10 protein-coding genes, 1 other RNA gene and 2 pseudogenes are annotated in these 13,705 nt (G+C 67.8%); 3 read left to right on the top strand and 10 right to left on the bottom strand.

Annotated elements, in window-relative coordinates:
• A pseudogene (locus VXD91_RS01810) lies at positions 1 to 243 on the top strand (flavin-dependent monooxygenase); the annotation flags it as partial.
• Between the two features lie 77 nt (positions 244 to 320).
• On the opposite strand, the pseudogene VXD91_RS01805 reads toward VXD91_RS01810, so the two are convergent.
• From VXD91_RS01805 to VXD91_RS01785, 5 genes and pseudogenes are all read right to left on the bottom strand, one after another.
• Positions 321 to 1,218 (bottom strand): annotated as a pseudogene (locus VXD91_RS01805) (IS5 family transposase).
• Positions 1,219 to 1,264: 46 nt separating this feature from the next.
• Positions 1,265 to 2,968, bottom strand: a complete 1,704-nt coding sequence (ctaD, locus tag VXD91_RS01800; protein WP_318985204.1) for a cytochrome c oxidase subunit I — start codon at positions 2,966 to 2,968, stop codon at positions 1,265 to 1,267.
• A gap of 192 nt (positions 2,969 to 3,160) precedes the next feature.
• A complete protein-coding gene (locus VXD91_RS01795) occupies positions 3,161 to 4,636 on the bottom strand; it encodes an alpha/beta hydrolase (RefSeq protein WP_346414473.1) in 1,476 nt (491 codons plus the stop codon).
• 174 nt (positions 4,637 to 4,810) lie between these two features.
• On the bottom strand, positions 4,811 to 6,325 hold the full coding sequence (locus VXD91_RS01790; RefSeq protein ID WP_318985206.1) for an alpha/beta hydrolase: 1,515 nt from the start codon (positions 6,323 to 6,325) through the stop codon (positions 4,811 to 4,813).
• A gap of 71 nt (positions 6,326 to 6,396) precedes the next feature.
• Positions 6,397 to 7,800, bottom strand: a complete 1,404-nt coding sequence (locus VXD91_RS01785; RefSeq protein ID WP_346414472.1) for a wax ester/triacylglycerol synthase family O-acyltransferase — start codon at positions 7,798 to 7,800, stop codon at positions 6,397 to 6,399.
• Between the two features lie 162 nt (positions 7,801 to 7,962).
• Here VXD91_RS01785 and panB point away from each other — a divergent pair, with 162 nt between their 5' ends.
• Entirely contained in the window at positions 7,963 to 8,808 is an 846-nt protein-coding gene (gene panB, locus VXD91_RS01780) for a 3-methyl-2-oxobutanoate hydroxymethyltransferase (protein ID WP_346414471.1), read from the top strand.
• Positions 8,809 to 8,872: 64 nt separating this feature from the next.
• Here the strand turns inward: panB and VXD91_RS01775 are convergent, their stop codons facing one another.
• Entirely contained in the window at positions 8,873 to 9,652 is a 780-nt protein-coding gene (locus VXD91_RS01775) for an enoyl-CoA hydratase/isomerase family protein (RefSeq protein ID WP_346414470.1), read from the bottom strand.
• A gap of 97 nt (positions 9,653 to 9,749) precedes the next feature.
• On the opposite strand from VXD91_RS01775, the gene VXD91_RS01770 reads away from it, so the two are divergent.
• Positions 9,750 to 11,255: a CYTH and CHAD domain-containing protein gene (locus VXD91_RS01770; RefSeq protein WP_346414469.1), complete on the top strand. Its 1,506-nt coding sequence runs from the start codon at positions 9,750 to 9,752 to the stop codon at positions 11,253 to 11,255.
• Between the two features lie 5 nt (positions 11,256 to 11,260).
• On the opposite strand, the gene rnpB is transcribed toward VXD91_RS01770, so the two are convergent.
• The 4 genes from rnpB to VXD91_RS01750 form a co-directional block, all read right to left on the bottom strand.
• Positions 11,261 to 11,661, bottom strand: an RNA gene (gene rnpB, locus VXD91_RS01765) — RNase P RNA component class A.
• A 26-nt stretch (positions 11,662 to 11,687) separates the two neighbouring features.
• Entirely contained in the window at positions 11,688 to 12,038 is a 351-nt protein-coding gene (locus tag VXD91_RS01760) for a hypothetical protein (protein WP_346414468.1), read from the bottom strand.
• Positions 12,039 to 12,052: 14 nt separating this feature from the next.
• Positions 12,053 to 12,697 (bottom strand): class I SAM-dependent methyltransferase, encoded by a 645-nt coding sequence (locus tag VXD91_RS01755; RefSeq protein ID WP_346414467.1) that lies wholly within the window; start codon positions 12,695 to 12,697, stop codon positions 12,053 to 12,055.
• On the bottom strand, positions 12,697 to 13,662 hold the full coding sequence (locus VXD91_RS01750) for an NAD(P)/FAD-dependent oxidoreductase (protein ID WP_346414466.1): 966 nt from the start codon (positions 13,660 to 13,662) through the stop codon (positions 12,697 to 12,699). The genes VXD91_RS01755 and VXD91_RS01750 overlap by 1 nt, the downstream gene beginning before the upstream one ends.
• Positions 13,663 to 13,705: the final 43 nt, after the last annotated feature.

Below are 13,705 nucleotides of genomic sequence, written 5' to 3'. Positions count from 1 at the left end.
CCGTTCGAGCTGCGGGCCCGTGCCCGTCGTGACCAGGTGCGCGCCACCGGCCGCGCCATCGCGTCCGTCGACCGCCTCTTCGAAGCCGCCGGCGCCACCGCGCTGGCCAACGGCACCCCGCTGCAGCGCTTCTGGCGCGACGCCCATGCCGGCCGCGTGCACGCCGCCAACGAGCCCGAACGCGCCTACCTCATCTTCGGTAACAACGAGTTCGGTCTGCCCCCGGCCGACACCATGGTCTGAGGGTCGCAGCACGGAGGTGAAAGCCGAAGCCGCCCCGGCGAGTGCCGGGGCGGCTTTCGTTTGTCGGTATCGAGCGTCTAGGGCGTGTCTGATAATTGGGGAAGCCAAAGCGTGACGGCGCGTAGGACCGCTGCTGCGCGGTAGACGACAGCGAGTTTGTCGTAGCGGGTGGCCAACCCGCGCCATTGCTTGACCTGGTTGAAGTTTCGTTCGACGACGTTGCGGCCTTTGTAATCGGCGGCATCGAATGCTGGTGGTCGTCCACCGGCTGCACCGCGTCGCTTCCGGTTGGCAATCTGATCGGCGGGCTCGGGTATCGCCGCGCCGATTCGTCGACGCCGCAACAACATCCGGGTCGCACGACTGGAATATGCCTTATCGCCACGAACCCGGTCAGGCCGTGTCCGTGCTCGACCGCCGCCGCTGCGGCCGACTTTCAAGTGAGCGAGCAAATGCTCAAACACCGGGCCATCGTGGGCTTGCCCAGCCCCGACGAGCACCACCAACGGCCGTCCGTGGCCGTCGACAAGGTGATGAATCTTGCTGGTCAACCCGCCGCGGGAACGCCCAATGCCATGGTCAGGCGGCTCGATCAGCAGATTCTTGTAATTCGACCCAGCCCCCTGTGTCGCGGGTGATGTTCGTGGCGTGTTGATGAGCCCGTGCGATGGTGGAGTCGACCGACACCGCCCAGTCGATCATCCCGGCCGCATCAGCAGAGGTCAGCAACCGGGCGAGCACGCTATCCCAGGTGCCGTCAGCGCTCATCCGCCGATGCCAGGTCCAGATGCTCTGCCACGGGCCGAACACCTCGGGCACGTCCCGCCAGGCGATCCCACAGCGATACCGATAAATGATGCCTTCGACCATCGAACGAGCATCACCAAAAGGCCTACCCCGCTTACCCGTTCGAACAGGAAGCAAATCGGCAATCAGATCCCACTGGGCATCGGACAACAGCTGAAACCGCGACATGCCTTAAGTCTCAGACACCACACCCGAAACAATTGTCAGACACGCCCTAGTCCGCGGGATGGCTTCGACCGATGTGCGCTTCGGCGCGCATTCGCTCGACCATGTGCGGGTAGTGCAGCTCGAAAGCCGGGCGCTCCGAACGGATTCGGGGCAGCTCGGTGAAGTTGTGCCGCGGCGGCGGGCAGCTGGTGGCCCACTCCAGGGAGTTGCCGTAGCCCCACGGGTCGTCGACCACGACAGGCTCGCCGTAACGCCAGCTCTTGAACACGTTCCACACGAACGGAAGGACCGAAACCCCGAGAATGAACGACCCGATGGTGGATACGACGTTCAGCGTCGTGAAACCGTCCGAGGGCAGGTAGTCCGCGTAACGACGCGGCATGCCCTCGTCACCGACCCAGTGCTGCACCAGGAACGTGGTGTGGAAGCCGATGAAGGTCAGCCAGAAGTGCAGCTTGCCCAGACGCTCGTCGAGCAGCCGGCCCGTCATCTTCGGGAACCAGAAGTAGATGCCCGCGTAGGTGGCGAACACGATGGTGCCGAAGAGCACGTAGTGGAAGTGCGCGATCACGAAGTAGCTGTCCGTCACATGGAAATCCAGCGGCGGGCTGGCCAGCAACACACCCGACAGACCACCGAGCAGGAACGTGATCAGGAAGCCCACCGAGAACAGCATCGGCGTCTCAAAGGTCAACTGCCCCTTCCACATCGTGCCGATCCAGTTGAAGAACTTGATACCGGTCGGGACCGCGATCAGGAACGTCATGAACGAGAAGAACGGCAGCAGCACGGCGCCGGTGGCGTACATGTGGTGCGCCCACACCGCCACGGACAACGCCGCGATCGACAACGTCGCGTAGATCAGGGTGGTGTAACCGAAGATCGGCTTGCGGCTGAACACCGGGATGATCTCGGAGATGACGCCGAAGAACGGCAGCGCGAGGATGTAGACCTCGGGGTGACCGAAGAACCAGAACAGGTGCTGAAACAGGATCACCCCGCCGTTGGCCGGGTCGTAGATGTGCGCGCCGAGCAAGCGATCAGCAGCCAGGCCGAACAGCGCCGCGGTCAGGAGCGGAAAGACCATCAGCGCCAGGATCGACGTCACCAGGATGTTCCAGGTGAAGATCGGCATGCGGAACATCGTCATACCCGGGCAGCGCAGGCAAACCACGGTCGTCACCATGTTGACCGCACCCAGGATGGTGCCCAGACCACCGACGGCCAGCCCCACGATCCACAGATTGCCGCCGATGCCCGGCGAGTGGATCGCGTCGGTCAGCGGCGTGTAGGCGGTCCAGCCGAAATCAGCGGCGCCACCAGGGGTCAGGAACCCGGACAGCGCGATCAGTGCGCCGAACAGGAACAACCAGAAGGACAGCGCATTGAGCCGCGGGAACGCCACGTCCGGGGCACCGATCTGCAGCGGCAGCACCAGATTGGCGAAACCGAACACGATCGGGGTGGCGTAGAACAGCAGCATCGCCGTGCCGTGCATGGTGAACATTTGGTTGTACTGCTCGTTGGACAGGAACTGCAGTCCGGGCAGCGCCAGCTCCGCGCGGATGAACAGCGCCATCAAGCCACCGATGAAGAAGAACATGAAACAGGCGACGCAGTACATCATGCCGATCAGCTTGTGATCGGTCGTGGTCACCAGCTTGTAGATCAGATTGCCCTTGGGCCCCATACGTTCCGGGAACGGACGGCGAACCTCGAGTTGTGCGACCGCAGGCGCTTGCGCGGTCATCGGATCGAGTCTTCGGCTTGGTTCCCCCGCGAATTTGGATCGTCGTCATCGAAACGTCCCGCATCCATTACGTCCAATCGCACCACCGACATCAACCTCCCGCACAGACAGACCTGTCGGGCACGCTATTTCGCCGATGGGCAGTCGGGGCAGGGCCAAAGGTCCCTTACCGCAACCGATGAGCGATATGGGTCAGCAGCGCAATCCCGCCGCCGGCAGCACGGACTGCGTCAGGAACGCCACCACGGCCGTGTCGACGCACCGGTTGCCGTTGAACACGACGGTGTGCTGCGTGCCCTCGAAGCTGATCAGTGCGGCGCCGAGTTCGCGTGCCAGGTTCACACCGGCTTGATACGGCGTGGCCGGGTCGTGCGTGGTGGATACGACGACGACCTTGCCCGGGCCGGGCGAGGCCGGCGCGTGCGGGCGGGACGTCGCGGGCACCGGCCACATGGCGCAGACGTCGCGCGGCGCGTAGCCGGTGTACTGGCCGTAGCTCATGAACGGCGCCAGCTGGCGCGCGCGCTGGTCGGCGGCGGCCCAGGTCGCGGGATCGGTCGGGAACGGCGCGTCGACGCACCGGATCGCGGTGAACGCGTCCTGCAGGGGCGCGTAGTGCCCGTTCTGATCACGGTGCTGATAATCGTCGGCCAGCAGCAGCAGATCGCCGGCGTCGCCGCCGCGCTGCAGTCCGATCAGCCCACTGGTCAGAAACTTCCAGTACTTCTTCGTATAGAGCGCGTTGATGGTGCCGGTGATCGCGTCGGAGTAGCTCAGGCCCCGCGGATCGGACGTCAGGCCCGGGCGCATGGCGAGCGGATTGACCAACTGCTGGTACCGCGCCACGAACTGCGTCGGGTCGTTGCCCAGCGGGCAGCCGAGCGACTGCGCGCAGTCCGTCGCATAGTCGTTGAAAGCCGTTTGGAATCCGGCCAATTGGAGCAGGTTCTCGGTGACGGGATCGGCATTGGGGTCGACGGCGCCGTCGAGCACCATGGCGCGCACCCGGTCCGGGAACCGTTCGGCGTAGGCCGCACCCAGCTCGGTGCCGTAGGAGAAGCCCAGATAGTTGATCTGCGTCTCGCCCAGCGCGGCCCGAACCACGTCCATATCCCTTGCCGCCGAGGCGGTTCCGACATTGGCGAGGAAGCTGCTGCCCATCTGCTGCAGGCAGTCCTGCGCCGTGCGGCGGCTGACGGCCTCGATGTGCGCCACCCCGGCCGGGCTGTAGTCGACCATGGGGTCGCGGCGGTTGGCGTCGAATTCGGCGTCGCTGCGGCACCGCAGTTGCGGCGTCGAATGCCCCACGCCGCGCGGGTCGAAGCCGACGAGATCGAAGCTGCGGCCGATCTCGGTGTCGGACAGGACGGCGCCCATGCCCGCGACGGTGTTGACGGCCGACGCTCCCGGACCACCGGGATTGACCAGCAGCACGCCGAGGCGCGGGCCCGAGGCCGGGACGCGGATGACGGCCAGCTTCGCTTGTGGCCCTTGCGGATCCGCGTAGTCGACGGGGACGCTGATGTTGGCGCACCGCGCTGTCGGCAGGTCCGTGGTGTCACCGATGACGGGTTCGCAGCTGCCCCAGGCCGGTGCCTGTTCGTAGTAGGACTGCAGCGATGCGGGGGCCGCGTGCGCGACCGATCCCGGCGCGGCGCTGATGGCCACCAGCAATCCGACGACTCCTACCGCACACCGTCGTCCACGACCGCCCGCCCGCCACATGGCACACATGGTCGCACGGCGCGCAGCCCAGCCGAAGCCTGGTTCCGGAGGGAGACAACCCGGCAATCAGACGGTGACCGAACAGTTATCTCCCGGCAGCACCGGACTTTTCGCGAATCAGCATTTCGCGCCGGCCTCGGGCACGGTCCCGTTGACCAGATAGCCGGCCGCGTGTTCGTCGACGCAGCTGTTGCCCTGGAACACCACGGTGTGCTGTGTGCCGTCGAACGTCAGCAAGCTGCCACCGAGCTCCTTGGCCAGGTCCACGCCGGCCTGGTACGGCGTCGCGGGGTCGTGGACCGTCGAGACCACCAGCGTCGGCGCCAGGCCCTTGACCGAAATCTCGTGCGGTTTCGACGTCGGCGGCACGGGCCAGAACGCGCAGGTGCCGAGCGGGGCGTCGCCGGTGAACTGGCCGTAGCTCATGAACGGCGCCACCTCGCGGGTGCGCTTGTCCTCCGCGATCACCTTGGCGCGGTCGGTGATCGGCGGTTCGTCGACACAGTTGACCGCGACCCGGGCGTCGGTCGAGTTGTCGTAATGGCCGTCGGCATCGCGACCCATGTAGGCGTCGGCGAGCCGCAGCATGATGTCGCCGTGGCCGCCCGCCAGCTCGGTGAGGCCTGCGGTGAGGTCCTTCCACATCGCCGGCGAGTACAGCGGCAGGATGGTGCCGACCAACGCGTCGCTGTAGCTCAGCCCGCGCGGATCCTTTGTGGGAGCGGGCTTTTGGACCAGCGGATCGACCAGGCTGTGATAGACGTCGTTGACCTTGGCGGGATCGGTGCCCAGCGGGCAGTCCGGGTTGGTGGCACAGTCGGCGGCGTAGTTGTTGAACGCGGTCTGGAACGCGGCGGCCTGGTTGATGTCGGCCTCGATCGGATCGGCGTTGGGGTCGACGGCGCCGTCGAGGATCATCGAGCGCACCTTGTCGGGGTAGTCCTCGGCGTACTGGGCGCCGATCCGGGTGCCGTACGAGTAACCGAGGTACGTCAGCTTGTCGTCGCCGAGCGCGGCCCGGATGGCGTCCAGATCCTTGGCGACGTTGGCGGTCCCGACGTTCTCGAGGAACTCCTTGCCCATCTTGTCGACGCAGCGCTGCACGAACGCCTTGGTCTCGGACTCGATGTGCGCGACACCGGCGGGCGAATAGTCGACCTGCGGGTCGGCGCGCTGCCGGTCATTGTCGGCGTCGGAGTTGCACCACACCGCGGGCTTGGAGGACCCGACGCCGCGGGGGTCGAAGCCGACGAGGTCGAAACGCTGGCGCACCGAGTCGGGAATGTTGTTGAGCAACGACACCGCCGCGCTGACGCCGGACTCCCCCGGACCGCCGGGGTTGATCACCAGGGACCCGATCTTGTCGCCGGTCGCCTTGATCCGCAGCAGCGCCAGCTGCGCGACGTCGCCGTCGGGCTTGCTGTAGTCGACGGGCACCGACAGCATCGCGCACTCGGCCCCCTTGGGGATGCGCGACTGCGAGTCCGGCGACGTGGTCTGGCACGGCGACCACTGCAGGGGCGCGCCCGGCTTCGGCACCGCGCGCGTGGCGCGTCCGTCGATCACCTGGCTGCAGCCTGTCGCCAGCACGAGCACCATTGCCGCGGCGAGACTCCCCCGTCTGAGGTTCATGGTCGACCATGGTGCCATGTGGGCCGGTCTGACCTGATGAGGGCGTTGCCGCGCGCCGTGAGACCACCTTGTCAGTGGCTGGCGGCGGCAACCAGTTCGTCCAGCGCGGCGGCGAACTCGTCGGCCATGTCCCACAGGTCCGGAACCAGTTCCGGGCACGAGATCAGGCCGACGTCGAGCGTGCCGTTGAGCGACATCACGGTGATGTTGAGCCCGGAACCGTGGAACAGCGGACCCAGCGGGTACATGGCCTTGACCTCGGCGCCGAGCATGTACAGCGGATCCTGCGGCCCGGGCACGTTCGAGACGACGAGGTTGTGCACGGGCTTGGCCTCCGCGAGGCCCGTCGACGCGAACACCCGCATCGCGGCCCCGAACACCGACGGCGCGGCGAACTGCGACCAGTCCTGCAGCAACGTCGCGCTGATGGCCGAACTGTGTTGTTTGGCAACGGTGCTCGAGTCGGCGATGGCCCGCAGGCGCTCGGCCGGGTCCTCGATGGTGGTCTCGAGTTTGGCGAACATGCCCGACACCTGGTTGCGGCCCGGGCGGTCGGATTTATCGCGCACCGACACCGGGCACATCGCCACGAGGGTCGACTCCGGCAGCGCGTCACGCTCGGCGAGGTAGCGCCGCAGCGCGCCCGACACCAACGCCAGCACGACGTCGTTGACCTTGACATGGAAGTGGTTCTTGACGGTCTTGATGTCCGCCAGGTCCAGCTGGGCGAAGGCCACGTTGCGGTGCGCGGTGACGTTGACGTTGAAGGCCGTCTTGGGTGCGGCGAACGGTGCCGCCATCGTCAGTCCCTTGGTCGCCCGGCGGACGGTGTCGATGACGGTCGTCGCTGTCGAGGGCAACACATTGGCCAGCTTCAGCGGCCGGGTGAAGTACTTGACCGCGCCGCCCACCGCGATCTCGAGTTCGGAGGCGGTGCCGGCGGCCGGCACGGGCTCGGGCGCCGGCGCGTCCGGCTCCAGCGTGCACAGTTGCGACATCAGGTTGGCGCCCGTGACGCCGTCGATGCCGGCGTGGTGCATCTTGGTCATCACCGCCAGCCGCCCGCCGTCGTGGGCGTCGGTGCCGGCGATGTTCTCGATCACCCACATCTCCCACAGCGGGCGGCTGCGGTCCAGCTGCAGCGCGGCGATGTGCCCGCAGATCTCGGAGAGCTCGACGCGGCCGCCCGGGCCCGGCAGCCCGATCCGGTGCACGTGCCGGTCGATGTCGAAATCCGGGTCCTCGACCCATACCGGGTGGTCGAGGTTGAGCGGCGAGTCGGCCAGCTTCTCGCGGAACTGCGGCATGGCCGCGATGCGCTCGCTGAGCATCTGCCGCATCTTGTCGAAGCTGTAGCCGCCCGGAATGGTGGCGGCGTCGAGTTCCAGCACCGCGCACACGTGCAGGGGCTGCTGGGCGGTCTCCAGATAGAGGAAGCTGGCGTCGAGTCCGCTGAGCCGTTGGTATCCGGGCATGGGCGTGATCGTAGGCGGCTCAGTTGACCCGATGTGAGGCATTCCACTTCATGTGTCGTTCACCTTGGGGGTGTGGTGGTGGCAGACTTGACGGCGTCAAACGTCCCGGGGACCCGATATGGGCCTCGAGGTTCGTACCGACCAACACATTTGAGGACGACGATGTCTGATCAGGTTTACGGCGCTGCCCCGGAGTCTGTCTGTAAGACCCCGCGAACCAAGATTCGTACCCACCACCTGGCGAAATGGAAGGCCGAAGGCCACAAGTGGGCGATGCTCACGGCCTACGACTACTCCTCTGCCCGCATTTTCGACGACGCCGAGATTCCCGTCCTGCTCGTCGGTGATTCGGCGGCCAACGTGGTCTACGGCTACGACACCACCCTGCCCATCACCATCGACGAGCTGATCCCCCTGGCCCGCGCGGTCGTCAAGGGTGCTCCGCACGCGCTGGTGGTCGCCGACCTGCCGTTCGGCAGCTATGAGGAAAGCCCCCGGCAGGCGCTCGCGACGGCGACCCGGTTCATGAAGGAGACCGGCGCCCACGCGGTCAAACTGGAGGGCGGTGAGCGGATGGTCGAGCAGATCGCCGCACTGACCCGGGCCGGCATCCCCGTCGTGGCCCACATCGGTTTCACGCCGCAGAGCGTCAACGGGCTCGGCGGGTTCCGGGTTCAGGGCCGCGGTGAAGCCGGCGACCAGACCATCCACGACGCCATCGCCGTCGCCGAGGCCGGCGCCATCGCCGTCGTCCTCGAGATGGTGCCGGCCGAGCTGGCCACCCAGATCACCGGCAAGCTGACCATCCCGACCGTCGGCATCGGCGCCGGCGCCAACTGCGACGCGCAGGTGCTGGTGTGGCAGGACATGGCGGGCATGACGGCAGGCAAGACCGCCAAGTTCGTCAAGCGGTTCGGCGACGTCGGAGCCGAATTGGGCCGTGCCGCACGGCAATACGCCGCCGAGGTGGCTTCCAGCGTGTTCCCCGCCGAGGAACACTCCTACTGAGTACGACTGTGAGGGCTGTGCAGGCAATTCCGCGAAAATGCCTGCACAGCCCTCACACTCGTCGTCAAGAGAATTCCGGCTTGCGCTTGCCGACGAAGGCGCCGACGCCCTCTTTGCCGTCCGGTGACCCGGCGCACTTGGCGATCAGCCGGCCCTCGCGTTCCAGCTGGGTCTCGTAGTCTGCGCCGTAGGTCGTCAGCAGCAGCTGCTTGACGGCGGCGTTCGAGCCGCGCGCCTGCGTGGCGACGTCGGCGGCCAGGGCGTCGAGCGCGGCGGGCAGCTCGGCGTCGGGCACGACGCGCGTGACCAGGCCCCAGTCGGCGGCCTCGGCGGCGGTGAGCACGCGGTTGGTGATCATGAGTTCCTGGGTGCGGCGCAGCCCGATCAGCCGCGGCAGGACGTACGACGATCCGCCGTCGGGGCTCAGACCGGCCTTGGTGTACGCCATGGTGAACGACGCGGACTCGGCGGCGAGCACCAGATCGCCCGAGACGCCCAGCGGGAAGCCCGCACCGGCGGCGACGCCGTTGACGGCGGTGATCAACACGGCGTCCATGCGGGCGAACGTCGACATGGCGCGGTGCAGGTCGTCGGCGATGCCCTTGACGAACGCGCCCGGGTCCGCGGCGGCGGCCATCGCCTTGAGGTCGCCACCGGCGCAGAAGAATCGGCCGGCACCGGTCAGGGTGACGACCTTCACCGAGGCGGTGTCGCACAGCGCGGCAGCGGCCGCGAGGTCGCGGGTGAGCGCGTCGTTCATGCCGTTGGCCGCCTCGGGCCGGTCGAGGACGATATTCACGATGGCACCGGACTGGGCGAACTTCAGGGTCTCGAATTCGGTCATGGGTCAAGACGTTATCGGCAGCCGGTCACGCGCAGCGATATGGCAGGCTGATGGCAGCGTTGGTACTGCCCGTCCCGGGTCGCAAATGAAGGTGAACATGGCCGCTGGCAAGCGTAAACCGTCCCGCCACACCGAGATTGAACGCAAGTTCGCGGTGGTCGACAGCACGGTGTCCCCGTCGTTCGACGGATTGTCCGCCGTCGGCAGGGTCGAGCAACTGCCCGTCGCGCATCTCGACGCGGTGTACTTCGACACCCCGGATCACGATCTGGCGGCACACAAGATCACCCTGCGCCGGCGCACCGGCGGCACCGATGCGGGCTGGCACCTGAAGCTGCCCGCCGGCGCCGACGCCCGCACCGAGGTGCGGCTGCCGATCACCGCGGCGCGCGAGAGCGTGCCTGACGAACTGCGCGACATCGTGCTGGCCATCGTGCGCGACCGCTCACTGCAGCCCGTCGCCCGCATCGAGACCGAGCGCACCGTCTCGATGCTCTACACGCCGGACGACACCGAGCTGGCCGAGTTCTGCGACGACCGGGTCACCGCCACGGCGGGCGAGTCGCTGCAGAACTGGCGCGAGTGGGAGCTGGAGCTGGTCGGCGCGGATTCGGAGGCCGCCGACTCGGGTCCCGAGGTGCTCGACCGGCTGGCCAACCGCCTCTTCGACGCGGGCGCGCAGCCGGCCGGGCACGGGTCCAAGCTGGCCAAGGTCCTCGCCGCGGCGCGGGGCGGGGACGCGCCCCAGGCGGCGCCCGAGCCGACGGACAAGGTGCACCGCGCCATCGCGGCACACATCGCCGAGTTGATCGACTGGGATCGCGCCGTCCGCGCCGACGCCTTCGATTCGGTGCACCAGATGCGGGTCACGATCCGCAAGATCCGCAGCCTGCTGCAGGAGAGCGGCAATCTGGGCGACCGCGAGTGGGTGCTCGAAGAGCTCAAGCTGCTGGCCGCCGTGCTGGGCACGGCGCGCGACGCCGAGGTGCTCGCCCAGCGGTACGACGATGCGTTGAAGGGCCTGGCGCCGGAGCTGGTGCGCGGACAGGTGCGCGAGCGCCTGGTCGACGGTTCGCAGCGGCGCTACCAGTCCGGGCTGCGGCGATCGCTCGCGGCCATGCGGTCGGAGCGGTACTTCCGGCTGCTCGACGCGCTCGATGCGATCGTCGTCGACAACACCCAACCGGCCACCGCCGACGAGGACGCCCAGCCGGTGACCGTCGGCGGCGCCTACCGCCGCATCCGCAAGTCGGTGCGGCGGGCCGAGGCCGCGGAGGCTGCCGGCGCCGAGGACAGCGAGGAGGCGCTGCACCGAATCCGCAAGGGCGCCAAGCGTCTTCGCTACACGGCCGCCGCCATGGGCGAGTCGAAGGTGGCCGACTGCGCCAAGGACATCCAGACGCTCCTGGGTGACCACCAGGACAGCTACGTCAGCCGCGGGCATCTGGTGCAGCAGGCCGAGGCCGCCCACGCCGCGGGCGAGGACACCTTCACCTACGGCATCCTGTACCAGCAGGAGGCCGAGGTCGCCGAGTACGCCCGGCTGCAATTGGATGCCTCGCTCAAGGCCCTCGCGCGGGCGATGCGCAAGGTGAAGAAGTAGCGGGGCGGACGAGCTGGCCTGTAAGCCGGATTCTGTTCCCCGCCACCATTACTGGTGGCGGGGCGGCGACCATCCATCTGGGTACACCGTCGCCGGGTACCTCAAGCGGCCTACCCGCAGGCTCGGGCGAGCAGCCCTCGGGCACCTGCGCAACCGCAACCAGGTTGCGGCCTTCTTGGCCTTGCTTCGGGTGGGGTTTACCTAGCCACTCCGGTCACCCGGAATGCTGGTGCGCTCTTACCGCACCGTTTCACCCTTACCGTCTTCGCACCAGGCTCAGACGGCGGTCTGTTTTCTGTGGCACTGTCCCGCGAGTCACCTCGGATTGCCGTTAGCAATCACCCTGCTCTGTGAAGTCCGGACTTTCCTCGAAACCTTCCGGTCCCGCGGCCGCCCGGCCAACTCGTCCGCGCGGACCACCATATCAGCTGGTCAGAGCGCCGCGACCAGCGAGTCCAGCACAACGACCGCGCCGTACACCAGGAGCACCTGCTTGAGCCAGCGCGGCCCGTCCCTACGGGTGCGGACCGCGGCCAGGCCGAGCCCGAACACCACGATCACCGGCACCGTGATCGCCCAGGCCGACCACACCTTCTGCGGGCCGTACACCAGCAGCGCGGCGGCCGGCCCCAGCGACCAGTCGCCGGAGGTGGCCAGTGAGTTGCCCATGGCGTCGGTCAGGACCTGGACCGCTTCGACGCTGCCCCACAGCAGGCACAGACAGGCGGTCACCAACAGCATCGACTCCGCGGCCAGCCGGATGTCGAGCCGGTGTTTGACCACCTGGTGCCCTCCGATCAGTGCGTGCGGCGCAGGACGATCAGGTTGTCCCGCAAGACGGCGGCTTCGCCGGTAGGGCCGATCGCCTCGCGTTCCACAGTACCGACGTGCTGCGCCTGCCAGCCGTCGTCAGGCAGATCGAGCTCGGCGACGACCTCGTCCGCGGACTGAAAGTGGTGGTCATGGATGTGCTGGGACGCCCAGGGCGGCGCCTCACCGTGGTCGACGATCAGCAGCGTGCCGCCCGGAGCGACGGCCGCTGACGCCTGCTGCAGTATTTGCCGGCGCTCCAGATGAACCGTGGAATGCAGGAACTGCGCCGATACCAGATCGAAGCTGCCCGCCGGGAAATTGTGCGACAGGTCGTGGTGCTGAAAGTCGATTCGCTCGGCCACTCCCCTGTCCACGGCCGCGGCGCGGGCCCGATCGAGGGCATTGGTGGCGATGTCGACCGCAACCACCTGCCAGCCCGCGGTGGCCAGCCAGATCGCGTCGGCACCTTCGCCGCATCCCAGGTCGAGAGCGCGGCCCGGGGTTAAGCCGCCGGCGATCTTCGCGAAGTTGGCGTTGACCCGGCCGCTCCACATCTGTGGCTTCTCGGCGTACCGGCCTTCCCAGTGTTCTTGCGGCGATTGTTCTTGGGGCGTTTCAGTCGCGGACATCAATTCTCCTGCTCATCGAAGTGGGGCCAGGGCATGACGGGTAGGCCGAACTCGTCGTGCAGCAGACTCTGCACGATCGCGGCGGCCGCGGCGGAACCGGCGGCGATCGCCGCCGCGACCTGGGGCATCTGAGCGCAGACGTCGCCCGCGGCGAAGACGCCGGGCACCGACGTGCGATGCATCGGGTCGACCCTGACGGCGTCGACGACGACCGGGCCGGGCGGGGCGATCCGCACACCGAGCTGCGTCGCCAGGTCGGTCCGCTGCCGCAGCGCGCTGGCCACGAGTGCGCCCTCGCGCTTCAGTTCGTCGCCGTCGGCGAACACGATGGACGCCAATTCGCCGTCGCGCGATGCGAATTCGACGATCTTGCGCTCGTCGACCTGTACACCGGCAGCGGCGAGCGCGCGGTTCTGGTCGTCATCCAGACCGGAGGGACCGTTCGTCACGACGACGATGTCGTCGGTCCAGCCGCGCAGCATCAGCGCCATGTGCACGGCCCGGTCGCCGTCGGCGAGGACGGCCAGCGCCTGGTCGCGCGCTTCCCAGCCGTGGCAGAACGGGCAGTGGAACACCGCCCTGCCCCAGTGCTCGTTCAACCCCGGGATGTCGGGAGCGTCGTACTGCATGCCGCCGGCCAGCAGTACCCGCTGGGCGTGGTGCACCGAGCCGTCGGCGAGTTCGAGCCGGAACGCGGTGCCCTCTTGCGCCGTCGCACCGGTGACTTCCCCCTCGACGACCTGCACCGACGGGTACTTGGTCAGCTCACGGCGGCCGTCGGCGTACAGCTCGGCAGGCGGCCGTCCATCCTGTCCCAGCAGGCCCCCGATCCCGTGGGCCGCGCGGTTGCTCTGCTCGCCGGCGTCGATGACCAGCGTCCGCCGGCGCGCGCGTCCGAGCACCAGGGCGGCGCTCAGCCCCGCCGCGCCGCCACCGACGATGGCGCATTCCCATTCGTTGTTCATGACACCGACCTTGCCGGGCGCCGGCGAAAATGCCAAGCTGATT

Origin of the sequence: Mycobacterium sp. SM3041, from assembly GCF_039668335.1 — a bacterium.
Taxonomy (GTDB): domain Bacteria; phylum Actinomycetota; class Actinomycetes; order Mycobacteriales; family Mycobacteriaceae; genus Mycobacterium.
The sequence above is the reverse complement of the archived record's forward strand: the minus strand, read 5'-3'. Positions and strand labels throughout refer to the sequence as shown.

Bases quoted from the DNA above. Each gene is read 5' to 3' on its own strand.
- ctaD (WP_318985204.1), bottom strand. From the start codon at position 2,968: ATGACCGCGCAAGCGCCTGCGGTCGCACAACTCGAGGTTCGCCGTCCG.
- VXD91_RS01790 (WP_318985206.1), bottom strand. From the start codon at position 6,325: ATGAACCTCAGACGGGGGAGTCTCGCCGCGGCAATGGTGCTCGTGCTG.
- VXD91_RS01785 (WP_346414472.1), bottom strand. From the start codon at position 7,800: ATGCCCGGATACCAACGGCTCAGCGGACTCGACGCCAGCTTCCTCTAT.
- panB (WP_346414471.1), top strand. From the start codon at position 7,963: ATGTCTGATCAGGTTTACGGCGCTGCCCCGGAGTCTGTCTGTAAGACC.
- VXD91_RS01775 (WP_346414470.1), bottom strand. From the start codon at position 9,652: ATGACCGAATTCGAGACCCTGAAGTTCGCCCAGTCCGGTGCCATCGTG.
- VXD91_RS01770 (WP_346414469.1), top strand. From the start codon at position 9,750: ATGGCCGCTGGCAAGCGTAAACCGTCCCGCCACACCGAGATTGAACGC.
- VXD91_RS01755 (WP_346414467.1), bottom strand. From the start codon at position 12,697: ATGTCCGCGACTGAAACGCCCCAAGAACAATCGCCGCAAGAACACTGG.
- VXD91_RS01750 (WP_346414466.1), bottom strand. From the start codon at position 13,662: ATGAACAACGAATGGGAATGCGCCATCGTCGGTGGCGGCGCGGCGGGG.